This window comes from Ralstonia sp. 25C (genome assembly GCF_051904805.1).
GTDB lineage: Bacteria > Pseudomonadota > Gammaproteobacteria > Burkholderiales > Burkholderiaceae > Ralstonia.
In genome coordinates this window covers 1,617,672-1,641,536 of the sequence record NZ_CP196738.1, presented here as the reverse complement: position 1 = coordinate 1,641,536, position 23,865 = coordinate 1,617,672, and the positions used below count along the sequence as shown (strand labels likewise).

Here is a 23,865-nt window from a genome sequence, read left to right as displayed (position 1 = left end):
AGCCGATACGGGCTGCCTTTTTTCGCTTCCGGTGGCCAATCAGGCTGCCAGCAACCCATGCGGGTCGATGACGAATTTGCGCGGTGCCCCACCATCAAACTGGCGGTAACCCTCTGGCGCGTTGTCCAGCGAGATCACCGTCACGTTGACGATCTCCGCAATCGGCAGGCGGTTGTGCAGAATCGCCTGCATCAGGTTGCGGTTGTACTTCAGTACCGGCGTCTGCCCGGTATGGAACGAATGCGACTTCGCCCAGCCCAGGCCGAAGCGGATGCTCAAACCGCCATGCTTTGCAGCGACATCCTTTGCGCCCGGATCATCCGTCACGTACCACCCGGGGATACCGATGGCACCGGCGGGCCGCGTGATTTCCATCAGCGAATTCAGCACCGTGGCGGGCGCCTCTTCTGTGTGGCTGGAACCGTGGCCGTGCGCCTCGAAGCCGACACAATCGACCGCGCAATCCACCTCGGGCGTGCCGAGAATGGCGGCAATCTGCTCGCCCAGCGTCGCGTCCTTCGATAGATCGACCACTTCAAAGCCCATGGCCTTGGCGTGCGCCAGACGCGCGGGGTTCATGTCGCCTACGATCGTGCAAGCCGCGCCCAGCAAGCGCGCCGACGCGGCCGCTGCCATGCCGACCGGGCCCGCGCCGGCAATGTAGACCGTAGAGCCGGGCTTGACGCCAGCGGTCACGGCGCCGTGATAGCCCGTGGGCAGAATGTCGGAGAGACAGGTCAGATCGCGGATCTTTGCCATGGCTTGATCGCGGTCGGGGAACTTCAGCAGGTTGAAGTCGGCATACGGCACCAGCACGTATTCGGCCTGCCCGCCAATCCAGCCGCCCATGTCGACGTAACCGTACGCACCGCCCGCGCGTGCCGGGTTGACGCTCAGGCAAACGCCGGTGTGTTGCTCCTTGCACATCGCGCAGCGTCCGCAGGCAACGTTGAATGGCACCGAGACCAGATCGCCGATCTTCAGTGTTTCGACATCGCGGCCAACTTCGACCACTTCGCCGGTGATCTCGTGACCGAGCACCAGGCCGACCGGCGCAGTTGTGCGCCCGCGCACCATGTGCTGATCCGACCCGCAGATGTTCGTGCTCACGACTTTGAGAATCACCCCGTGGCCAATCGGACGACCGCTGGGGTCGGCCATTTTCGGATAGTCGATGTTCTGTACCTCGACCTTGCCCGGGCCAAGATAGACGACGCCTCGGTTATTGCGCATAGCCTTGTCTCCATGTCTTGTTGAATCGCACGGCTGCCGGGCAGACCAGCACGGCGCCGTCTTCGAGCGTAGCCGTGGGCACCAGGGTGCCGATGTGCAAAACACGACGCGCGCTTGGCCGCCACCGCCATCGCAACGAGATGCCACAAGCTCCATGTCGTAATTCCGCAGACCTGCGACGGTTTTGCGCCAGAGCGGCAGCGCCCAACCGCGTCTACTGGTGATTCGACCCTTTCACCCAAGGATGAGGACGCCATGCCCACCGCATTTCCAGACCCTGCCCACGCGAGCGCGGCCGCGCGGCTCGAACGCCTGCCGTTTTCCGGCTATCACAAGCTGATCTTCGTCATCATTGCCATCGCGTTCTTCTTTGATTCGGTCGATCTGGCGACGATGACGTTCGTGCTCGGCTCGATCAAGAAGGAGTTCGGGCTATCCACCGCCACGGCCGGCTTGGTGGCCAGTTCCAGCTTCTTCGGCATGGTGATCGGCGCGGCGGTTGCCGGGTTGCTGGCAGACCGCTTTGGGCGCCGGCCGGTGTTCCAGTGGAGCATGGTGTTGTGGGGCGTGGCGTCCTACTTATGCTCGACCGCGCAAAGCGTGGAGGCGCTGATCGTGTGGCGCGTGCTGCTGGGTATCGGGATGGGAATGGAGTTTCCGGTGGCGCAGACGCTGCTGTCGGAATTCGTGCCCACCGCCAAACGCGGGCGCTTGATTGCGTTGATGGATGGCTTCTGGCCGCTGGGCTTTATCACGGCGGGCATCGTTTCGTACTTTGTGCTGCCGCAATTTGGCTGGCGCGCGGTGTTTGCGTTGCTGGCGGTGCCGGCGTTCTTCGTGCTGATCGTGCGCCGCGCGGTGCCGGAATCGCCGCGCTGGCTGGAACATGCCGGCCGACATGCCGAAGCCGATACCGTGATGCGCAACATCGAGGCCAAGGTCATGCGATCGACCGGTCTGTCGACGCTTCCCGTGCCGGCACCGCACAGGGCGGCCACGCCAGCTCGCGGCCGCAGTGCGTTGCGTGAAATCTGGAGCGGCCCGTATCGCCGTCGCACGACGATGGTCTGGTTGTTGTGGTTCTTCGCGTTGCTCGGTTTCTACGGGCTGACGTCGTGGCTGGGCGCGCTGTTGCAGCAGGCCGGTTTCGCGGTCACGCAATCGGTGTACTACACGGTGTTGATCTCGCTCGGTGGCGTGCCCGGCTTTCTGTGCGCAGCGTGGCTGGTGGAGCGCTGGGGGCGCAAACCCACTTGCATTGCATCGCTGCTCGGCGGCGGCGCCATGGCGTATCTGTATGGCCAGAGCGCGCTGTACGGCGGCAGCGTCACGCTGCTGATCTGCACCGGCTTGGCGATGCAGTTCTTCCTGTTCGGCATGTGGGCGGTGCTGTACACCTACACGCCGGAGCAATACGGCACGGGCGCGCGGGCAACGGGCTCCGGCTTTGCCTCAGCCATCGGCCGCGTCGGCTCGCTGATTGGTCCTTACGTGGTGGGCGTGGTGCTGCCGGTGTTCGGGCAGGGTGGTGTTTTCACGCTCGGCGCGCTGTCGTTCGCGGTGGCTGCGTTTGCGGTATGGGCGCTTGGGATTGAGACCCGCGGCGTGGCCCTGGAGGCCCTGGCGTCAGGCGACGCTGCAGACGAAACTGACGGGTACGCCGCCGTGGCGGACAAGACTTCGTAGCCGCCCTCGGGGCCGGAACACGAATGTCCGGCCCCGAGATCAAGACATTAGAACTTGTGGCGAATCGCCAGGCGAGCCTGGAATTGCCTCGCCGTCGACGACGCGTCCGCTGCTCCGGGCAGATCGGCCAGGTCCAGCGCGTTACCCGTCTTTCCGCCCGCTACACGCGCGTAGGCCGCTTGGACATAGACGTCCGTGCGCTTCGAAAAGTTGTAGTCCGCCATCAGCCCAATGGCGTGCACTTTCGGTTTCGCTTCACCCGACGATGCCTGGAAGTTCTCCACGGTCAGCGTATACACCGCACCGGCGTAGAACGCTGGAGTGAACTGGTACTTGAAGTTCACCTCGAAGTTCTGGAACCGTAGCGAACTCAACGTACCACCCGCCGGAAGGATGGACCCAGAGATATACCCGGTCGACAGCGGTTGGTTGAAGTTGCTGTTGGAGTAGGCGAAGCCCGCTGTGGCCGCACCGAACGTGTAGTTGACACCCGCTCCGAAGATACGCGTGCGGTTGGCCAGGAAGTTCTGGTCACCGCCGTTGTTGATGGCACCACCGGCCGTGGCCGACGGGTTATCCGCCTGCAAGTACGCCGCGGCCAGCAGCAAGCCACCATTCGTGTACTGCATGCCCGCACCGTACTGGCGGTTGTTTGCAAAGCCGGTGTTGTTGCTGAAGCTGTATGTGCCGCCAAACTGGAAGCCGGAAAACACGGGGCTCGTGTACTTGACCGTGTTGTTCACCCGGAACGAGTAGATGAAGTTGTCGTTGTCGTATGGGTGGCCGAACATGGTGCCGGCCCAGTTTCCGGCAGCGGTCGTCTGCGACAGATAATCGATCACCGAGTCGTACTGCCGCCCGAGCGTGACGGTACCGAACCGATTGTCGGCAAGCCCAACGTATGCCTGGCGCCCGAAGAGCAACCCGCCTTGGCCTGCCTTGCCGGTGTCGGCGTTGAAGCCGCCTTCCAGCTGGAACAGCGCCTTGGTGCCGCCACCGAGGTCTTCGGAGCCCTTCAGCCCCCAGCGGCTGCCTTGCGCAAAACCGCTGGCCATTTCGACCAGGCTCTTTCCGCCGACGTTGTTCGTGTAGTTGATGCCTTGGTCGATCACGCCGTAGAGCGTGACGCTGCTTTGTGCAAAAGCGGGCGCGGACAGCATCAGCGCGATACTCGACCCAAGCGCCGAGCCCAGTGCGACTTTTTTCATTGGATTTCCTCCTCGTATTGTCGAATCGCGCCGCTGCCCAACCCGTCAGAAAGACAGCGGCGACGCTACGAGAGTAGTCTCCGGACCCCAAATATCTGATGCAAAAACCGACACGCGCTTGAACGCCGCCGCCATCGGCGTGAGGGCTGATCAGGCAGCCTTTTCGCTACGACGGAGGTAGTCGGCTCGCGTCCATTCCAGTGCAACACCCACGCGCTGCGTGCCCGGCCGGATCTTCGGCTTATGCACGGCCAAAGTCAGGGTGCCGAGCGCCGGCCATTCTCGGAACGAGAACGCTGCCAACTCCGTCACCAGCGTCTCTAGCAAGCGCGTATGCGCTTTTTCTGCGAGGAACGCAGTGATGCCCGCGCAATAGCCCTCGTAGTCGATCCAGTCGGATTCTTCGCGTGGCTCGCAGCCGTAACCGAGGCGCGCGTCGATGACGATGGGCTGCGGCGCATCGTGTTCGTGCGGATGAATGCCGATGCGCACCGGCACAGTCAGGGCATCGACGAACACGCTCCAGCCGCGGCCGGGCAGCAGCGGCATATCGAGCGTGGGGAGTGCCTCCCGAAACGCGGTTTCGATCGGCTTCATGTCGTCAGCGGCGTGGCCGCATCGAGCATGATGCGGATGAAGTAATCGGCAAAGCTGCGGCGCACGACGATCTCGTATGCGTCATCCCCCGTCGGGATCAACACGATCGATGCCTTGAAGTAGTGCGATTGCGCACACTGCCCCGGCTTGAACATGCGCGGATGCAAGTCGAGCGGGCACCCGCGCGCCAGCACATCGCGCGTGCAATTGCCGCTGATCTCGACCACCGTGTAGCCACTACCCACGTCCACTGCTGCCGCATACGCCCCCTGCACGGCCTCGGCCAGCTTCGCCTCCAGCGCCCCGGCCTGCACCGGCACCACCGAGCGCACGAGCCATTCGTCGGGGCCGAGCCACAGCACGTCGTAGTCTGCGCTGCGTGCAACGGTATTGGGTGCAGCCGGCGGGCGACAACCCACCACGCGTTCAAAAGCGGACACAAACGCCGGGTCGCTCAACTCGCCGCGCACGTTGACGAGGTCAAGAAACGGCCGCTCGCGCAGCATGAACTTTTCCGGCGCGCGGGCCTGCCGCGACTTCAGCAGGTCAGCTGCACCGATGAAGGGCGACTCCAGACGGACGCTGTGCATGCTCGCCACCTGCGCTTCGGTTCTCGATTCATTCCACATGTTGGCGCACCCCTTCGGTATCGTAGAAAACCGGGCTTGAGATCGTTGCAGTGACGCGCTTGCCATTCGCCAGCGGAATCACCACGCTCTCACCCATCTTGCTCAAGCCGCCCTTCACCACCGCCAGCGCGATCGAGCGCTTCAGGATCGGGCTGTAGTAGCTTGACGTGACGTGGCCCAGCATTGGCACGGGCGCCGGCGTCCACTCGACGGTCCCCACCTGCGTGTCCTTCTCCACAATCTGCGCGCCTTCCGGCAGCACGAACTGGTCGTCTTCGGTCAGCAAGCCGACGAACTGCTTGCGGCCTTCCTTTGCCGTATCCGAACGCGTGAGCGATCGCTTACCGAGGAAATCCTTCGATTTGGCGACCAGGCCACCCATGCCCAGGTCATACGGTGTCACCGAACCGTCCGTGTCCTGGCCGACGATGATGTAGCCTTTCTCCGCACGCAGCACGTGCATGGTTTCGGTGCCATACGGCGTGATATCGAACTCGGCACCGGCCGCCATCAGCGCTTCCCACACCGCGCGGCCCGCGTTGGCCGGCACGTTCACTTCATAGGCCAGTTCGCCCGAAAAGCTGATGCGCATAACGCGCGCCTTCGCACCGGCCACCGTGCCGTTGCGGTAGCTCATGAACGGGAATGCCTCGTTGGCGAAGTCGATGTCCTGACACACCTTCTGCACAACCTTGCGGCTCTTGGGGCCCACCACTGCAAACGTCGCCCAGTGGTCCGTCACCGACGACAGCCGCACCTTCATGTCCGGCCATTCGGTTTGCAGCCAGCGCTCCAGCCACGTAAGCACGCGCGCGGCGCCACCCGTGGTGGTGGTCATCATGAAATGCTGGTCGGCCAGGCGCACCGTCACGCCATCGTCGAAGACCATGCCGTTCTCGTCGAGCATCAACCCGTAGCGGCACTTGCCGACTTCCAGCTTGCCCCACGGATTGGTGTACATCCAGTTCAGCAGCTTGACCGCGTCCGGGCCCTGGATGTCGATCTTGCCCAGCGTCAACGCATCCAAAATGCCGACGCTGTTACGCACGACCAGGCATTCGCGCTTCACGGCGGCGTGCAGGTCTTCACCCTTCTTTGGGAAATACCACGGCCGCTTCCAGTTGCCGACGTCTTCAAACAACGCGCCATGTTCGACGTGCCATTCGTGCACGCAGGTCTTGCGCACCGGGTCGAGGAAGTTGCCCAGCTCGCGCCCGGCAAACGTGCCGAACGACACCGGCGTGTAGTTGGGGCGGAACGTGGTCGTGCCTGTTTCCGGAATCGACTTGCCCAGTGCCTGAGCAAGAATCGCCATGCCGTTGATGTTGCCGAGCTTGCCCTGGTCGGTACCGAAACCCATGGCGGTATAGCGCTTGACGTGCTCGACCGACTCAAAGCCCTCGCGCGCGGCAAGCAAGATGTCCGTCACGGCCACGTCGTTCTGAAAGTCGACAAACTGTTTCGGCCCGCGCGTGGCCGCTTCGGGTGTGCCGATCAGCCAGAGCGGCTGCAGCGGGCTTTCCACAGCCTCTGAAACTTTGGGTGCGACAGGCCGCTGCACAGCGGCCAAACCAGCCGCCGTTGCCGCTTCCGAACCGGCGTCGATCGCCTGTTGCAACGCGGCCGCAAAGCTGAACTCCCCTGCCGCCGCGCCAACACTTTGCTCCGCCTGCAGGCTCTTGCCCGGTACAAAGCAAGCCTTGTCATCGCTCCACTGCGCCTTGCCGCCCGATTGCGCAAACAGGTGCAATACCGGGCTGAAGCCGCCCGACGTGGCCACCAGATCGCATGGCAGCGTCGCCAGCTTGGCACCAACCTTCCCATTCGCGTACGCAGCCACCTCCACCGACGACACGCGCAACTTGCCGGCCGCCGTCGTCACCACCGACCCGCTCATCACCGTCACGCCCTGACGTTTTGCAGCGGCAGGCAGTGCGCCATTACTGGCAGCACGCGAATCCACCAGCGTCACCTTCGCGCCGCAGGCCTTCAGATCGATCGCGGCCTGGTAGCCGTGGTCGTTGTTCGTGAACACGACAGCCTCGCGCCCGGGCAGCACACCGTAGCGATGGGTGTACGCCGACACCGCCCCCGCGAGCATCACGCCTGGCAGGTCGTTATTGCCGAACACAATGGGCCGCTCCTGCGCGCCCGTTGCCAGGATCACGCGCTTCGCACGCACCTTCCACAGCAACTCACGCGTGCCCTTGCGCATCGAAATGGGCAGGTGGTCGGTCAGGCGCTGCGTCACGGTGACGAGGTTGTGATCCTGATAACCGAATGCCGTGCTGCGCGAGAGGATGGTCACATCGGGCAGCTTGCGCAGTTGCGCCTCGATCTTCTCGACCCATTGCAGCGCGGGCTTGCCGTCGATCTCGGCGCGGCTCGACAGCAGGCTGCCGCCAAGCTCGCGCTGGTCGTCGACGAGGATGACGCGCGCACCCGATACCGCCGCAGCATGCGCCGCCGCAAGCCCCGTCGGCCCACCGCCCACGACAAGCACGTCGCAGTGCGCGTAGCACTTGTCGTAGCGTTCGGCATCGCGCATGTCGGGCGCTTTGCCCAGGCCGGCGGCTTCGCGAATCTTCGCTTCGTACTTCGGCCACATCTTGCGCGGCCACATAAAGGTTTTGTAGTAGAAGCCCGCCGGCAGGAAACGTGCGAACTTCTGGTTGATCGCATAGCGATCATTCTCCAGCGACGGCTCGGCGTTCACGCTCGTGGCCACCAGCCCCTGATACAACTCGATCTCGGTCGCGCGGGCATTCGGCACCGTGTACGGCCCGGTTTCCAGCTGCACCACCGCATTCGGCTCGGCGACGTCGGCCGTCATGATGCCGCGTGGGCGGTGGTACTTGAAGCTGCGCGCGACAAAGTGCACGCCGTTCGCCAACAGCGCAGAGGCCAGCGTGTCACCCTGGAAACCCTGATACGTGCGGCCGTTGAACTGGAAGCTCAGCGGAATCGCGCGGTTGATACGTCCACCGGTACCGAGACGGTCTTTCTGGCTCATTTGCTCGCCCCTTCTTGCTTTGCGTTGGCATCGGGTTGGCTTGCAGTTGCGCCACCACCGAAGTGTTCATAGCCTTTGATGTCGTAGGTGACGGTGTCGCGGGTCACCTTGAACCAGCGCCGGCAGCCTTGCGTGTGCAACCACTGCTCGCGCGCGATGCCGCGCGGGTTTTCGCGCATGAACAGGTAGTCGCCCCATTCCCGGTCGGACATGGTCTCGTTGTCCACCGGGCGCACGATGTCGGCCTCACCACCGCACGAGAATTCGGATTCGGCGCGCGGCCCGCACCACGGACATTCGATTAGCAACATGTTGGGTTCTCCTCGTGGTGGTGCATCAGTGCGCGACGGCGGCGGCGCCGTGCTCGTCGATCAGGTGGCCGGTGTAGAAGCGGTCAAGCGAGAACGGCGCGTTCAGCGGGTGCGGTTCGTCACGCGCGATGGTGTGCGCGAAGACCCAGCCCGATCCCGGCGTCGCCTTGAAGCCGCCAGTGCCCCAGCCGCAGTTGAAATAGAGACCCTTCACGTCGGTCTTGCTGATGATCGGGCACGCGTCCGGCGACACGTCCACAATGCCGCCCCACTGGCGGTTCATCCGCACGCGCGAGAACACCGGGAACATCTCGACAATCGCCTGCAACGTGCCTTCGATGATGTGGAAGCTGCCGCGCTGGCCAAAGCCCGTGTACTGGTCGATGCCCGCGCCGATCACCAGATCGCCCTTGTCGGACTGGCTGATGTAGGCGTGCACCGCGTTGGACATGATCACCGAGTTGACCACCGGCTTGATCGGTTCGGACACCAGCGCCTGCAGCGGGTGGCTTTCGATCGGCAGGCGGATGCCGGCCATGTCGGCCAGCGTGGTCGTGTTGCCGGCGGCCACCACCGCCACCTTCTTCGCCTTGATAAAGCCCTTGACCGTATCCACGCCGACCACCGCACCGCCTTCGCGGCGAATACCCGTGACCTGGCAGTTCTGGATGATGTCGACACCCGCACGGTCTGCCCCGCGCGCAAAGCCCCAGGCCACCGCGTCATGGCGCGCAACGCCTGCACGACGCTGAATCGACGCGCCCAGCACCGGGTAGCGGCTGTTCAGGTTGATGGTCGGCTCGATTTCCTTGATCTGCGCGGGCGTCAGGAATTCGGCATCAACACCGTTCAGGCGGTTGGCGTTCACGCGGCGCTCGGTGTCGCGCACGTCCTGCAGCGTGTGGGCGAGGTTCATCACGCCGCGCTGGCTGAACATCACGTTGTAGTTCAGGTCTTGCGACAGCCCTTCCCACAGCTTCATCGCCTTCTCGTACAGCGCGGCCGACTCATCCCACAGGTAGTTGGAACGCACGATCGTTGTGTTGCGTGCGGTATTGCCGCCGCCGATCCAGCCCTTCTCCAGGATCGCCACGTTCGTGATGCCGTGCTCCTTGGCCAGGTAGTACGCCGTGGCCAGGCCATGCCCGCCGCCGCCGACGATCACGACGTCATATTCCTGTTTCGGCTCCGGGCTCTTCCACTGCTTTTCCCAGTTCTCGTGATACGACAGGCCGTTGCGGAACAGGCTGAATATCGAGTAGCGGCTCATTGTGGTTGCCCCTTCATTAGCATTCGATGACGTTCACGGCCAGGCCGCCGCGCGACGTTTCCTTGTATTTCGTTTTCATATCGGCGCCCGTTTCGCGCATCGTCTTGATGACGGAATCGAGCGACACGTAGTGGGTGCCGTCGCCCTTGAGCGCCATGCGCGACGCATTCAGCGCCTTGATCGCACCCATCGCATTGCGCTCGATGCACGGAATCTGAACCAGCCCGCCGACCGGGTCGCACGTCATGCCGAGGTTGTGTTCCATGCCGATCTCGGCGGCGTTTTCGACTTGGTCTGGCGTGCCGCCCATCACGGCGGCCAGCGCGGCAGCGGCCATCGAGCACGCAACACCAACCTCGCCCTGGCAGCCGACTTCCGCGCCGGAGATCGACGCGGTTTCCTTGTAGATGATTCCGATAGCTGCTGCGGTGAGCAGGAACTCAACGATGCCGGCATCGTTCGAGCCCGGCACGAATTTCACGTAGTAGTGCAGCACGGCAGGAATTACGCCCGCCGCACCGTTCGTGGGCGCCGTGACGACCCGGCCGCCCGCCGCGTTCTCCTCGTTGACGGCCATCGCATACAGGTTGACCCAGTCGAGCATCGACAGTGGGTCGCGCAGCGATTCTTCCGATCGGGCGCGCAGGCGGGCATTCAGCTCAGCCGCGCGGCGCTTCACGCGCATCGGCCCGGGTAGTTCGCCCTCGGCCTTGCAGCCGCGCTCCACGCAGGCGGCCATCGTGCGCCAGATCGTCAGCAGGCCTTCGCGTACCTCTTGCTCCGAGCGCAGCGCACATTCGTTGCGCAGCATCAGCTCAGCAATCGAGAGCCCGTGCTCGCGGCACTGCCGCATCAGGTCATCGCCCGTGCGGAACGGATACGGCACGTCGGCCACCGCGCGCACGCCGTTCACGCGATCGCCATCTCGGTTGACGACGAAGCCCCCGCCGACCGAGTAATACTCCTTCTCGACCAGCAGTTGCCCGTGCTCGTCAAACGCCTGGAAGCGCATGCCGTTCGGGTGCACAAGGCCCGTGCCGCTCATCAGCTTGCGGTAGAAGCCGATGTGCTCTTTCTCCTCAAAGCGGATCGCCTGCTTGCCGAGCAGCGACAGCGACTTCTCCGCGCGCATCGCCACCAGGCGCGGCGCGATCAGGTCGGGGTCGATGGTGTCGGGCAGATGGCCTTCCAGGCCGAGCAGCACGGCCTTATCAGTGCCATGCCCCTTGCCCGTGGCACCCAGCGAGCCATACAGCTCCACCCGCACGCGGCGCACGAAGCCCAGCAGGTTGGCATCTTCGATATGCGAGGCGAAGCGGCAGGCGGCAATCATCGGGCCGACCGTGTGCGAGCTGGACGGGCCGATGCCGATCTTGAACAGGTCGAACGCGCTGACGTTCATCTGGCAGCCTTTGCGTGGGGACGCGTTGAATGACGTTGGCCGCCAGTACACCAAAGCCTAAAATTGGCAGATAGAACAAAAACGGCATCGGCGTGGGATGGCGCCGCCAAGCCCCTGCAGGGCCGCCGCCGTGGACGTATTGGCGATGGTTTGCGGCGGAAAACCACAAGTCCGCGCACGACCAATCGGCGACGCTGACAGCTCTGTGCGGGCGCGGATTGCCGGTTTTGCCCACCACACAAACGCTGCCCGCACGGCACCCAAGACTGGCCGCAATGACACCCGACGCACCCGACGTACGCGCCTTGGCCGCTTCAGCTGCCTCCGAAACCTTGCCTGCCACGGCCTCCAAGCGCATCCGCTTCGGCATCGTGCTACTGCCGAACTTCACGCTGACCGCGTTCTCGGGGTTCGTCGACATGCTGCGGCTCTCTGCCGACGACGGCGACTACAGCAAACCCGTGCGCTGCGCGTGGAGTGTGATTGGCGAGACACTCGCCCCGGTGCGCGCTAGTTGCGGTATCCAGATCACGCCGTGGGAAACCTTTGACGAGGCCCAACCGTTCGATTACGTGGTGGTCGTGGGTGGGCTGCTGCACTCGGGCCCGCAGGCGGGGCCGGAGACGCTGGACTTCATCCGGCGCACGGCCGCTGCGGGGGCAAACATCGTGGGCATCTGCACCGGTGTGTTCACACTGATGCGCGCGGGCGTACTGGAGGGTCATCGTACGTGCGTGAGTTGGTTCCACTACTGGGATTTCCTCGAACGCTTTCCCGCTGCCAACCCGGATCTGCTGATCGCCGATCGGCTGTTCGTGATCGACCGGCGTCGCATCACCTGTTCGGGCGGGCGCGCATCCATTGATGTGGCGGCGGCGATCCTGCTGCGCCATTTCGATCATGCAACCGTGCAGAAGGCGCTGCGCATCCTGCTCGTTGGAGAAATGCAGAAGGGCAATGCGCCACAGCCGCATCCTCCGGGGTTGGAGCCGGCCACGCACCCGAAGGTCAAACGCGCGATTCTGCTGATGGAGCAGCACGTTGGGCGTGCGCTGCCGCTGGAGGAACTGGCCTACAAGCTCGACATGTCCACCCGGCAGTTGGAACGCCTGTTCAAGGCCGAAACGGGCAAGAGCCCGCAGGCATTTGCGAAGCAGGTGCGCCTGCGCACGGCTGCGTGGCTGCTGACCAGCTCCGACCGCACAGTGGCCGACATCGCCCTGGGTTGTGGATTCGCCGACGCATCGCACCTGGGCCGCGAGTTCCGCAAGCAGTTTGGCGTGCCGCCCGCCGCCTACCGGGAAAAGGGCGCGCCAGCACATTCGCCAGAGCAGCCGGAAAGCGAAGACACCGCATTGCCGGAAGACGAGCCGATACCACTCGAGTAAGTTTCTGCGTGCCCAGGCAGGCAACACAACGGGCCCAAAACAGGCCCAAACCCCGCCGAATGCCGATTCAAGAATGAAACGGAATCGACGGGTTTCTTCCGCCGCCGCAACATGCCGTTTCGGCAAGCCCTGCAACTTCAAACCACTGCGGCGGATGGCATGATCTTCGCTCGCTTGTGGAACCCACACCGCGCCTCATGGATACGGCGGACGGAAGTGGCGTGACCCGTCAAGGTTTCCGCTGCTCGCGTCGCCGCATGGAGGCCGCTCATGCGAAGCATCGCAACCGTCTTCAGCACGCCCCCGGGAGCCTATGCAACGGCACCCCGGCATGCGGCTGCGCAACACAATCCAAAAACGAAACAGGATCCGCACACGCCAAGCTGATGGCGTGCGCGCGGCCAATGCCCCAATGCTGTTTCACACCATGGAGAACGAGACCACCTCATAAGAACGGTAGTACGCACACATTGAAAGGGGGACACCGCAGCAGATTGACCACGCGCCATCTGCCGCGGTAACACTGGGACAGGCACGCCGCCGTCGAGCACGTGTGGCGTTCGGCTTTGTTGTTTTGGCAAAGGAGACGCAACATGACGACCAAACAACGATTGCTGGCATTGGCATGGACCAGTTTGCTGGCAGCAGGTAGCGGCATGGCGGTGGCCGCCGGGCCGACCGGCACAGGCGCCAGCGGTGCCCCACCCCAACCCAATCCCCACATGAAAGACGGCAAGGTGGTTCCCCCGCCGCAGCCCACGGTGCCGACGGTGATCCTGCCCGGCATGCCACGTTCATTGATGCGCGAAGCCGAACATGGGCACAGCCGAGGCGGCGCCATGGCACCACCCGACGCGGTGCGGCGCCAGAACGGCAATGTGTGGGTGGACTAGGGGCCGATCATGAAAAAACTGCTATTGACTTGCCTGCTGGCACTCTGCCTGCTGGTGGCGATGACGCGCCCCCCAACGGTGCCGTCTGCGCAGGCCGCCACGCCCATCAATGTGCTCGTGCTCTACGACGCGCCGCCCAACACGCCCTATACCAACCTGGGTTTCGCCTACGCAATCATGCTGCGCAACCTGCTGGGCCACTGGAACACCAACGTCAACCTGATGCCGGTGCAGAACTACACGGCGGGCATGGCGCAGGCCAATCAGGTCACGTTCTATATGGGCAGCTACTACAACAACCCCATTCCATCAACGTTTCTGCATGACGTCATGACTACCACCACCTCCGTGGTGTGGTTCAAGTACAACCTGTGGGAACTCGCCTGGGACACGACCGATTACGCCAACCCCACCTTTACGCAAAAGTTCGGGGTGCAGTTCAACCAGCTCTATGGCTTCAACGGGAATGTCTACCCGTCGTCGAGTAATCCAAACCCGGGGTTCTACGACACCGTGACGTACAAGGGCATGTCGATGGTGAAGTACTACGCCTTCAATGCCACCACCGGTGCGGTCAGTGCCGACCCCGACATCGGCATCACACAGGTGACGGACGCTACCAAGGCCAAGGTGCTCGTCAACATCACCGACAGCCAGACCAGTGCCGTGGCGCCCTACGTGGTGCAGGCCGGCAACTTCTGGTACGTCGCCGACATTCCGTTTTCCTACATCGGGCCCCGAGACCGCTACCTGGCGTTCTGCGACTTGCTGCACGACATCATGGGCGACAGCCCCTCTACGGTGTACACGCACCGGGCCATGGTGCGCTTTGAAGACCTGAACGCCTACACCACCACCAGCTCGATGAAGAAGCTGACGGACTATCTGTACTCGGTGCACGTTCCGTTTTCGATGGCGACCATCCCCGTGTACACCGACCCGAACGGCTACTACAACGGCGGCGTGCCGGAAACCATTCCCCTGGCGAATGCAACGGGGCTGCGATCGGCGCTGAACTATGCGCTCAAACATGGCGGCAAGGTGGTGATGCACGGCTACACGCACCAGTACGAGAACGTGGCCAATATCGACAACGCCGTCAGCGGCAATGACTTCGAGTTCTGGTATGCGGTCAACAACACGCCCACTGACGACGACTCCGTGCAATGGGCGGGTGGCCGGCTCGATGCGGGCCTGCAACAGTTCACCAGCAACGGCTACACCCCCTTTGCATGGGAGGCGCCGCACTATGAGTCCTCGCCGCTGTCGATCCAGGCGGTGCCGCCGCGCTTTACTTCAACGTATCAGCGCGTCGTGTACTTCGCGTGCAGCAACAACACCTACAACAGCGTCACCCAGCTCTACAACACCTGCAGCAATTCGGATCTGTACACGCTCAATTCCACGGCCAACAACCATGCGTTTGCGGTGGGGCAGTTCTTCCCCTACGTGATCAATGCCGACTACTACGGGCAACGCATCGTTCCGGAGAACCTGGGCAATATCGAATACAACATCTGCAGCGTCGATCCGTTCTCGTGCCTGACCTACACGTGGAAAGACCTCTACCTGAATGCGCAGTACGCGTGGGTGGTGCGCGATGGTTTTGCATCGTTCTTCTTCCATCCGTTCTGGGTGGATTCCGACATGCAGGGCACCGCGGCATCCAACGCCTTCCATGACTTCCAGAGCCTGGTAAGCGGCATTACCAAGCTTGGCTACCAGTGGGTGGACGCGAGCACGGTCAAGTAAGCACCGCCGATGGGCCGGAACAGGGCCGGCCCCGGGAGGGACGAGCGAGAATTGTTGAGCTTTTCAGCTGGCGGGCGGCCGCACAATCGACGCAGCGTCCCGCCAGGCGGCGTGGGCGCGATATGTTGCTGCCCCACCTGAACCGCTGATGATCGATCCAAACGAGCTTGAGGCGTTGAACGTCTCAATCAACACCAACCTCGCCAATGTCTCAAAACTCGGTGCCCGCGTTGTCGTACTAAGCCGCTTCATTGCCGCGGTCTTTCCGCATGTGCCCGCCAGCGAATGCGCCGCCATCGAGCAAGCCTTCCGGCGCGAGATCAACAACGCCATGTTGATGACCAGCGACGAACCCGTGCCCGGCATCTACGAAGAAGCGCTGCTCCACGAAGTCAACCTGCTGATTGCCGCGCTCAAGCAGCGCTCGCAGATGCTGCAGTAGGCACGGCGACAATCGCCGCACTCAATCGGCGGGGCGGCCACCAAACCGCTGCCGGATCAGGGCAGACGGGTAGCGGTAGTTCCAACGCAGTTCGGTGCCGGCCGCCACGGGCTCGGTGGTGAAAAACGCGCGGATGGAAAAGCACCGCCCGCAGCGTGACGCGGCCTGGAACACGGCGGCCTCCATGTTGTAGCCGGCCTCGGCCTGTCGATCCGGTTCGTTGCCGGTGTAGGCGAATACGGTATTGGCCATCGCCAGGATGTTCTCGCCATCCACCCACGATTCGATGCCGCCTGCCGCGGTGGACAACACGAACGCATCGTCAACGCATGTGTAGTAGGTAGCGGGCGTCATCAGGCGGCCACCGTACACGCCCACGCATTCACCCGCCGCAATATCCCGTACCGCAAACACACCGCGTTCGCCCACGAGCGCATGTTCGCGCGCGTCGCGCAGGTCTTCAGGGCGGACAGGCCGGCAAAGCAGCTTGCGGTGGTACAGCGCGCCGCGCGCGTCTGGCGCGGCATCGGCCTGCAGATAGGGCCAGACCGCATCGGCCGGGTAGCTGCGCGAGCTGCCCGCCGGGTGGCCGGCGTCGGCCAGCGTATGGACGATGATCGGCTCACTCGCTGCGTCCCGAAACGGATAGCGCGTATCCAGCTCGGGCGAGTATGGCAACCGCGCAATCGGGTGCCTATGCTTGAACGCAGCAACCTCCTCGTGCAACGCCTGTACGCAGCGCATGACAGCCTCGTCGTCCGGTTCTTCGGACGCGAATTCCAGAATCTCGGACTTGAGCGTGTGCACGACCGCGTAGAGGGCCTCATGCCGGGCCACGAGTTCGGCGGCCTCGGCTGCCTGGCGGATGCACCGATCAATACGCGCAATCAGCGCGTCTACAGAAGGCAATGCGAACGAAGACATGTGGCAATCGTGAGAAAGGCGACATGCGCCGAGTGCGCCAAATCCGCCGTATGGCAACCACCATAGCGACTGAACCTCGAGCCACACGGCACACAAGCGAAGCCAACCATCACGGGGCGAAGGACAACGCCGCCCGCTCAGCCGCTTTCTCAAAAATCCTCATCAAACCTGCCATTTCTTTGACGCGAGCGACGCACTGCGTCAGGGCGCGCTGCAGTACGGAGCACCCCCTCGTCCTGGGGGTATATGGCATGGTTCGTGCAGATTTGCGTGAAGTTTGACCACAACCCATCTTGTCGAAACCCCTCAGCGATGAAAGCCACACCCTTCCTGGCCGTACTGACAACGCTGGCAAGCGCCACCGCCGCCCACGCAGCTGATGCCCCGGTCTCCACGCAATGGGGCACCGTGAGCGAACCAAGCCTGCCCGCCGCCGTGTGCGGCACGCCGCTTGTTGCGTCCATCACGCCAGTCAACGGCTCGGTAGATGCGGTGGACGGCAACGCGTCCAACTCGCAGCCGGATACCAAGCGCATTCAAGCCGCCATCAATGCGTGCCGGGCGGGGCAAGCCGTCAAGCTGGTGGCGGGCGCGTCCGGGCAAACGGGCTTCCTCTCCGGCCCGCTGACCCTCAAATCGGGGGTGACGCTGTGGATCGACAAAGGCGTGACGCTGTTCGCCTCGCGCAACCCAGCCGATTACGACAACGGCGTGGGCACCTGCGGCACGGCCACCACGGCCAACGACAAATCGTGCAACCCGCTCATCACCGCGCGCGACACCGTGGGCAGCGGCATCGTGGGGGACGGCACCATCGACGGGCGCGGCGGCAGCCTCGTCACCAGCGGCCCGAACGCCAACCGCCTCACATGGTGGGACATCGCCTATCTGAACAAGACCAAGGGCCTGAACCAGCAGAACCCGCGCCTTGTACAACTCTTCAATGGCAGCAATTTCACGCTGTACCGCGTGACGGTGCAGAACTCGCCCAACTTCCATATCGTGACGACGGGCACGGCGGGCGTGACCGCCTGGGGCATCAAGATCGTGACGCCGAGCCTGGCCTACTCTGTGCCCGGCTACAAGTGCGCCGCCGGCACCACGCCCGACCAGGTCACCCCCGCCACGTGCTTCACGCCGGAAACCGCCAAGAACACCGACGGCTTCGACCCCGGCCAGTCGACCAACGTACTGCTCGCGTATTCGTACATCAGCACGGGGGATGATCACGTAGCCGTCAAAGCCAGCAGCGGCGCGGTCAAGAACCTGACCTTCGCGCACAACCACTTCTACTACGGGCACGGCCTGTCGATTGGCAGCGAAACCAACGCGGGCGTCAGCAACATGCTGGTCACCGACCTCGTCATCGACGGCAACGACAGCTCGGGCGGTGGTGGCCTGCGCATCAAGTCCGACGCCTCACGCGGCGGCCATGTCGACAACGTGGTCTACAACGGCATCTGCATGCGCAACGTCAAGGCGCCGTTGGTGTTCGATCCGTTCTACAGCAGCAGCAAAGGCAAGCTGTATCCCAGCTTCACCAACATCGTGGTGAAGAACTTCCACGACACGGGCACTGCCAAGCTGAAGGCGCGCACCATGACCTTCCTCGGCTACGAGGCCAAAAAGCAGAAGCATCCGCTGACGATCACGCTGGACAACGTGGTCTTTGACGGCACGCAGCCGGCGTTCGCGAGCGCGCACGACGGTGGCCTCGCCTCCCCGGCTGATGTGCACTTCACGTTTAGCGGCACGGGGCCGGTCAGCTTTGCCAGCAGCATCGTCACGTCATCGTCCAATGACGTGACCGTGAGTGGCGCTCCGGGCTCGGCCGCGCCCGTCGATTGCAGCAACGTGTTTGTGCCGCTGAAGTCGGTGGCACCCAGTTCGCCGATCTAATGCGTCCGTTTTAATGCCCGTACTGCGCCCGGTAGTGGGCTTCCGCACCGGCGTAGTCGGGCATTTCGTTGTGATAGCGCGCGCGATGATCTTCAGCCCGGTGAATCATCTGCTGCTCTTGCGCGGTCAATTGACGTGGCTGCGTACGCACGGCCTGCGAGGCGCGACGCACGGAGCTTGGTCGCGCGGGCTGGCGTACAACTCCGCCAGCGCACCTTGGCGGGACCGTGCAGCGCGTCCGTTCGACGGCTGTTGTGGTGCTACGTTCTCTTTGTCGGCCGTGCTGCGGCGATGCGTTCCGATGGCAGATTGGAGCCCGATCCGATAGTTGCTCATGATGTGTCGTTTGCAGGTTGAAAACCGCCATTCAGAGCGCTCGGCCGGCACGCGGCATTGTTGGCCATGCTAGCCTTGCCCCCGCATGAGGCTCGTCGCCGCGGCCGAAAAGCGACGGCTTCAGCCGAAGTCATTGTCGCCCCCAAACGCCACGGCCTTGCCAGGCAAGGGCGAGCTCCACACCACACAGACCTGCGGCGAGGCTCGGCAACGCATGCCATTCCAGATCGTTTTCGAACATCCGACTGCACGATGCCCGCATTGCTCTCCCTGACATCTGTGGCCTTTGCCGTTCGTCGCCGTCCCCGCGTTACCGCCCTGCTCATCGCGCTGTCCATCACGCGACATGCCTACGGTCTTACCGAAGACGATCCGCACCGGTTTCATATCGAACGCGCATCGCTCGAGCACGTGCTGATGGAAATCACGCGCGTGAGCGGGCACACAGTCTCGTTCGCATCCAGTCTGGTCAAGGACCGCGTGGCGGGCCCGATTGAAGGCACCATGACAGCCGCAGAGGCGGCCCGGCGCGCGCTGCAGGACAGCGGGTTGGCACTGGCCGCATTGCCCGACGGCACACTCACCGTGGTCACCACCACGGCGGACGCAAGCGACATCGAACCGGCTCCCAACCTCGGCACGCTGCCGCCCTCTGAAGTGCGTGGAGCGGCGGACCAGGGGTTCGCTGAGTTCTCCACCGCCGCCATCACCCGTGTCGAAATGCCGATGACGAGCATGCCGCAGGCCGTCAACACCATCACCAACGGCCTGCTGACCAGCCAGCGGCCGCCGTCGCTGGCGGCGGCCCTGGCGCAAACCGGCGTCACCTCGGTGCAGACTGCCCCGACCGCGCCGCCGCTCTACGCCATTCGCGGCTTCATGACCGACACGATCTCGGTGGATGGCCTGCCCGACAAGCTCGCCTCCTTGCGCCCAATGGAAGCGCTAGAAGACATCAACGTCATCAAAGGGCCGAACGCCGATGTGGCGGGCGTCACCATGGCGGGGGGCGCCATCAACGCGAACCTGAAAGCACCCACCAAAGCCACGCAGCGCAGCGTCACCGTAGAGGTGGGCTCGCACGCAGAACGCAAAGTGGTGGCAGACCTCGCGGGCGCCCTCGGGACGGACGGCTTGTCCTACCGCGTGGTCGCGCTCGACGACACCACCGCCAACAGCGACGGCGGCTACGCCGGCCACCGCGTCAGCTACGGCCACGGCGCGCTCGGTTGGCACGACAGCATCACGGACATCGCCGTGGGGGCGGAAACCCTGTCCAGCCGGCAGCCGATCCAGCTGTCTACGTTTGCGTTGAACGGCGCGCCGGCACGCATCCCGACGCAAACCCCGCTCGGCAATGCAGATGACCGCATTACGGGCAACGGCACGCGCGTGTACTACACGCTCTCGCACAGCCTGTCGGACGACTGGGCCGTACACTCGCGCGCCAGCTATGAATCCGTGTCGGAAGAGTCCGTGCAATGGCGCCTGGGGTCAGCGCCAGCCAACACCGTGCCGAACACCATGTTGGGCCTGGGCTATCGCACGGACAACCACCTCTGGGCGCTCTCCAACGAATTGACCGGGGCCTTCTCGCACGGCCCCCTGCGCCACACGCTCACGCTGGGGTGGGACGAGCTTCATGAGCGCCAGGACATGCTCACGCCCGGTGGCTATTCGGTGGCGACGCAAGACCCGTTTGCACCGGTTGTGCTGCCGACGGCAGTCTTCATCCAAGGCATACCGCTATCGCAAACGGTGCGGCAATCCATCTTCCGCCTGCGTGACCGCATTGCCATTGGTGACCGCTGGGAGGTGTCGGGCTCCATCCGCGCGAACAACTACGTCGCCAAACTGCCCTACGCACACCTGCAAGGCGTGGCATGGACGCCGGCCGCAGGCGTGCTCTACAAGCTGACGCCGCACACCGCCTGGTTTGCCGATTACTCGCGCGGCTTCCAGATCAACACGGGCTATTTCTACAACGGCAGCGCCATGCAACCCGAGCGCAGTCGCCAACTGGAAACCGGCCTGCGCTGGGAGAACACCGCGCGCACGTTGACTGCGCAGGCGGCGCTCTATCGCATCCACGCCAGCAACGTCAGCGTGGCCGACGTCGCACATCCGGGCTACTACACGCAGATCATCGACCAGACCAGCCAGGGGCTGGAGCTGTCCATGCAAGGCACGGTGGCCCCGGGTTGGGAGGCTACACTGTGGCTGGCGCTGTCCCGCATATCGGGTGCACTGCCGGGTGGCGTCCTACCGAGAACGCCCACACGCGGCGGTTCACTGTGGACGACGTACACCGTCCAAGGCGGCGCGCTCGCAGGCTTCGGCGCAGGCCTCGGTATCAACGCGCAGAGCAGCGTCGATTCCTGTGGCCAAACGCCCTACCGCCTGCCGGGCGCCGTTCGCTTTGATGGCAGCCTGTTCTGGCATCAGAAGCCATGGCGGGTGGACCTGTTCGCACGCAACCTCTTCAACGTGCGCGCGTACGAAAACACGCTCACCGGCAACTTCATTCCGATCCTGCCCGGCCGCACGCTGGCGCTGCGCATATCGCACGATTTTTGAACCGACACGATTTCTGAACCGGCGCGGCCCGCACCCGTCGGCTAGTGGGCTAGTGGGCTAGTTGATCAGGTCCTTGGCGGCCTTGCTGCCCTCTTCCATCAGCTTGGCCTGCGTGTTGGCACGGTTCAGTACGTTTTGCATTTCCGCGCTGCGGATCATGGTCTCTGCCTGCATCTGCATGATGCGTTCCATGCGCGAATCGGCATCCGACTGCGTGCGGGGCAGACTCGTTCGGGCGCGCTTGCTCGGAGGTTGCGCGGGGAGATCGTCGCCGGATCGCGGCAAGGGCCTCTTGCTCCGCCCAGACAATGCACCCAGTTCCCCCTGCGCGTTGCGCGCCGTGCGCTGCGGTGCCTGTGGCGTTCGCGGCGCTTGCGTCGGCGACGTGCTGGGCGTGTTGGTGCGGCTGATATGGGGTTGGACGCTCGGTCCGCTGATCTTTGGCGATGGCATGGCGTGGAGCCCTGGATCAATGACGCTTGCATGCTAGGTAGTCCATTGCAGCGCCCAATACGGCAGAGCGAAGGGATGACGACGCGCACGAAGCGCGCACTCTCGCCCGCGCTCAGCCCCCACTCAGCCCTCGCGGCAGCGGCATTCCCAGCGCCTTTCATTTCGCCCCAGCGATCAGCGCTTCGGCCCGCACAGGTCGCATGACAGGCCGCATTCACTAACGTTCCACCAAAGTCGCCCGACCGGCCATTTCGCCTTGCGAGTGGCCTGTCGGCACGCGGCTGCCCTGGGCTGCGCGGCCCGGCACAGGCAGCCCCTAGGCCATCCCGGCCCCGCGACCCGAACCGGAATCGGAAGCGATTGCGGTGCCGGCGTTTCTCTGGAGGCGCCGGTCACGCGGCGTTTCTCTCCTCTCTGTATTGGCATTGCCTCCAGTCAGCGGCCTGGGCAGTGCCAAGCATTACGCCTGCCCACTGAGGTGACTCATGAACATGAAAGTCCAAGACAACGCATCACTCAATATCTCGGCCCAGTTGCAGTTGGATCAAACCAACAAGCAGCCGAACCAGGCAGAAAGCCCGCTGCAGCATCTCGTGCAAGACATCCTGAAGGTGATCGAAGCGATGCTGCGCAATGCCACTGCAAACGGCGGCGCCAATGCGGGTGCCGGCGGCGGCTCGGGTGCACCGGCCGGCGGCGGTGCACCAGCCGCTGGGGGCGCGCATGGCCCGTCTGCAAACCAGGGCTCGCAAGGCGCCCAAGGCCCTCAAGGCGCGCAGGGTGCCAACAAGGGCCAGCAAGTGGGCGATGACAACGGCGACGACTCCAATAGTCAAGACCCGATGCAAGCGCTCATGAAACTGCTGGAAGACCTGCTCAAGTTCATGAAGCTCAGCGAGCAGATGCAGCACAAGTTCGACACGGGCGAAGGCGCCAAGGGCGTCAACGGCGCAGGTGGTGCCGGGGGCGGCAAGGGCCTCAACATGGACGACATGCTCCAGATGCTCGATGACGCGCTGCAATTGATGCAGCAGCAGATGACGGCGAATGCCTTCGGTGGTGCTGGTGGTGCTGGTGGTGCTGGCGGCGCCGATGGTGGCGCGGGCGGTGCAGGCGGCGCTGATGCTTCGGGCGGCGCTGACGCCTCGGGTGGTGCTGACGCCTCGGGTGGTACTGACGGTTCGGGCGGTGCTGACGGTTCGGGCGGTGCCGACGCTTCGGGCGGTGCTGACGCCTCGGGCGGCACTGACGCCTCGGGCGGCGCTGACGCTTCGGGCGGTGCCGACGCCTCGAGCGGCGCTGACGGTTCGGGCGGCGCTGACGCCTCGGGTGGTGCCGACGCCTCGGGTGGTGCAGATGGTTCGAGCGACGCAACAGGCGCCACGGGCGCTGACGGCGCCAACGCCAGCGGTCAGACGGGCAATGACTCCATGATCGAACAACTGCTGAAGGTCCTGGACGACATCCTCAAGATGCTGGCCCAGCAACAACAGCAGGCGCTTGGCGGTGATCAATCGCAAGGTGGCGGCGCTGGCGCTGGTGCGGGCGCTGCAGGCGGAGCGAGCGGCGCAGGCGGCGCGCAAGGTGCCGGTGGCGCAGCTGGCGGCCAGGCAGCCAGCGGTGCAAACGGTGCGTCGGGTGCATCCGGTGCAAACGGTGCATCAGGCACGCCGAACACCTCCACAGCCGATGGCGCGAACGGAGCAGACGGCACGGGCAACAGCGCCAACAACCCGATGGCCCAGCTCGAAACCCTGCTCAAAGACATGATCAAGGTGCTGGAACAACTGCAAGCCCAAAAGGCTGGCGGCGCGCAACAGCAGCACACCCAGGTGCAAGGCGCCTAACGCCA

At 64.0% G+C, this 23,865-nt stretch carries 19 protein-coding genes; 8 read left to right on the top strand and 11 right to left on the bottom strand.

The window, feature by feature from the left end; all coding sequences use genetic code 11:
* Window positions 1–39: 39 nt before the first annotated feature.
* Window positions 40–1,233, bottom strand: coding sequence for a formaldehyde dehydrogenase, glutathione-independent (fdhA, locus tag ACS7SF_RS25875; protein ID WP_439893315.1), 1,194 nt, complete (start codon window positions 1,231–1,233; stop codon window positions 40–42).
* Window positions 1,234–1,488: 255 nt separating this feature from the next.
* Here fdhA and ACS7SF_RS25870 point away from each other — a divergent pair, with 255 nt between their 5' ends.
* A complete protein-coding gene (locus tag ACS7SF_RS25870; protein WP_439893314.1) occupies window positions 1,489–2,919 on the top strand; it encodes an MFS transporter in 1,431 nt (476 codons plus the stop codon).
* A gap of 47 nt (window positions 2,920–2,966) precedes the next feature.
* On the opposite strand, the gene ACS7SF_RS25865 is transcribed toward ACS7SF_RS25870, so the two are convergent.
* The 7 genes from ACS7SF_RS25865 to ACS7SF_RS25835 form a co-directional block, all read right to left on the bottom strand.
* On the bottom strand, window positions 2,967–4,127 hold the full coding sequence (locus ACS7SF_RS25865; RefSeq protein ID WP_439893313.1) for a porin: 1,161 nt from the start codon (window positions 4,125–4,127) through the stop codon (window positions 2,967–2,969).
* A gap of 150 nt (window positions 4,128–4,277) precedes the next feature.
* Entirely contained in the window at window positions 4,278–4,724 is a 447-nt protein-coding gene (locus ACS7SF_RS25860) for a dihydroneopterin aldolase (RefSeq protein ID WP_439893312.1), read from the bottom strand.
* Window positions 4,721–5,353 (bottom strand): sarcosine oxidase subunit gamma, encoded by a 633-nt coding sequence (locus ACS7SF_RS25855; protein WP_439893311.1) that lies wholly within the window; start codon window positions 5,351–5,353, stop codon window positions 4,721–4,723. Before ACS7SF_RS25855 ends, ACS7SF_RS25860 begins: the two co-directional genes overlap by 4 nt.
* On the bottom strand, window positions 5,343–8,366 hold the full coding sequence (locus ACS7SF_RS25850; protein WP_439893310.1) for a sarcosine oxidase subunit alpha family protein: 3,024 nt from the start codon (window positions 8,364–8,366) through the stop codon (window positions 5,343–5,345). The genes ACS7SF_RS25855 and ACS7SF_RS25850 overlap by 11 nt, the downstream gene beginning before the upstream one ends.
* The gene (locus ACS7SF_RS25845; protein WP_439893309.1) at window positions 8,363–8,677 is read right to left on the bottom strand and encodes a sarcosine oxidase subunit delta; all 315 of its coding nucleotides are present in this window, start codon (window positions 8,675–8,677) and stop codon (window positions 8,363–8,365) included. Before ACS7SF_RS25845 ends, ACS7SF_RS25850 begins: the two co-directional genes overlap by 4 nt.
* A 25-nt stretch (window positions 8,678–8,702) precedes the next feature.
* Complete coding sequence (locus ACS7SF_RS25840; RefSeq protein ID WP_439893308.1) at window positions 8,703–9,947, bottom strand: sarcosine oxidase subunit beta family protein; 1,245 nt, start codon at window positions 9,945–9,947, stop codon at window positions 8,703–8,705.
* Between the two features lie 16 nt (window positions 9,948–9,963).
* Entirely contained in the window at window positions 9,964–11,349 is a 1,386-nt protein-coding gene (locus ACS7SF_RS25835; protein WP_439893307.1) for an L-serine ammonia-lyase, read from the bottom strand.
* 275 nt (window positions 11,350–11,624) lie between these two features.
* Here ACS7SF_RS25835 and ACS7SF_RS25830 point away from each other — a divergent pair, with 275 nt between their 5' ends.
* The 4 genes from ACS7SF_RS25830 to ACS7SF_RS25815 all read left to right on the top strand — a co-directional run bounded on the left by ACS7SF_RS25830 (window position 11,625) and on the right by ACS7SF_RS25815 (window position 15,824).
* Window positions 11,625–12,737 carry a GlxA family transcriptional regulator gene (locus tag ACS7SF_RS25830; protein ID WP_439893306.1) on the top strand — a complete coding sequence of 371 codons (1,113 nt, stop codon included), beginning with the start codon at window positions 11,625–11,627 and terminating at the stop codon, window positions 12,735–12,737.
* 593 nt (window positions 12,738–13,330) lie between these two features.
* On the top strand, window positions 13,331–13,630 hold the full coding sequence (locus tag ACS7SF_RS25825) for a hypothetical protein (RefSeq protein ID WP_439893305.1): 300 nt from the start codon (window positions 13,331–13,333) through the stop codon (window positions 13,628–13,630).
* Window positions 13,631–13,639: 9 nt separating this feature from the next.
* Window positions 13,640–15,382, top strand: coding sequence for a DUF2334 domain-containing protein (locus ACS7SF_RS25820; RefSeq protein WP_439893304.1), 1,743 nt, complete (start codon window positions 13,640–13,642; stop codon window positions 15,380–15,382).
* Window positions 15,383–15,530: 148 nt separating this feature from the next.
* The gene (locus ACS7SF_RS25815; protein WP_439893303.1) at window positions 15,531–15,824 is read left to right on the top strand and encodes a hypothetical protein; all 294 of its coding nucleotides are present in this window, start codon (window positions 15,531–15,533) and stop codon (window positions 15,822–15,824) included.
* A gap of 21 nt (window positions 15,825–15,845) precedes the next feature.
* Here the strand turns inward: ACS7SF_RS25815 and ACS7SF_RS25810 are convergent, their stop codons facing one another.
* Window positions 15,846–16,748: a type III effector protein gene (locus ACS7SF_RS25810; protein WP_439893302.1), complete on the bottom strand. Its 903-nt coding sequence runs from the start codon at window positions 16,746–16,748 to the stop codon at window positions 15,846–15,848.
* Between the two features lie 312 nt (window positions 16,749–17,060).
* Here ACS7SF_RS25810 and ACS7SF_RS25805 point away from each other — a divergent pair, with 312 nt between their 5' ends.
* The gene (locus ACS7SF_RS25805) at window positions 17,061–18,647 is read left to right on the top strand and encodes a glycoside hydrolase family 28 protein (protein WP_439893301.1); all 1,587 of its coding nucleotides are present in this window, start codon (window positions 17,061–17,063) and stop codon (window positions 18,645–18,647) included.
* Between the two features lie 10 nt (window positions 18,648–18,657).
* Here the strand turns inward: ACS7SF_RS25805 and ACS7SF_RS25800 are convergent, their stop codons facing one another.
* Window positions 18,658–18,819: a hypothetical protein gene (locus ACS7SF_RS25800; RefSeq protein WP_439893300.1), complete on the bottom strand. Its 162-nt coding sequence runs from the start codon at window positions 18,817–18,819 to the stop codon at window positions 18,658–18,660.
* A 416-nt stretch (window positions 18,820–19,235) separates the two neighbouring features.
* On the opposite strand from ACS7SF_RS25800, the gene ACS7SF_RS25795 reads away from it, so the two are divergent.
* Window positions 19,236–21,560 carry a TonB-dependent siderophore receptor gene (locus tag ACS7SF_RS25795; protein WP_439893299.1) on the top strand — a complete coding sequence of 775 codons (2,325 nt, stop codon included), beginning with the start codon at window positions 19,236–19,238 and terminating at the stop codon, window positions 21,558–21,560.
* A 57-nt stretch (window positions 21,561–21,617) separates the two neighbouring features.
* Here the strand turns inward: ACS7SF_RS25795 and ACS7SF_RS25790 are convergent, their stop codons facing one another.
* Window positions 21,618–21,752 (bottom strand): hypothetical protein, encoded by a 135-nt coding sequence (locus ACS7SF_RS25790; RefSeq protein WP_439893298.1) that lies wholly within the window; start codon window positions 21,750–21,752, stop codon window positions 21,618–21,620.
* A 752-nt stretch (window positions 21,753–22,504) separates the two neighbouring features.
* Between ACS7SF_RS25790 and ACS7SF_RS25785 the strand changes: the two genes are divergently transcribed.
* Window positions 22,505–23,860, top strand: coding sequence for a hypothetical protein (locus ACS7SF_RS25785; protein WP_439893297.1), 1,356 nt, complete (start codon window positions 22,505–22,507; stop codon window positions 23,858–23,860).
* The last annotated feature ends 5 nt before the right edge of the window (window positions 23,861–23,865 follow it).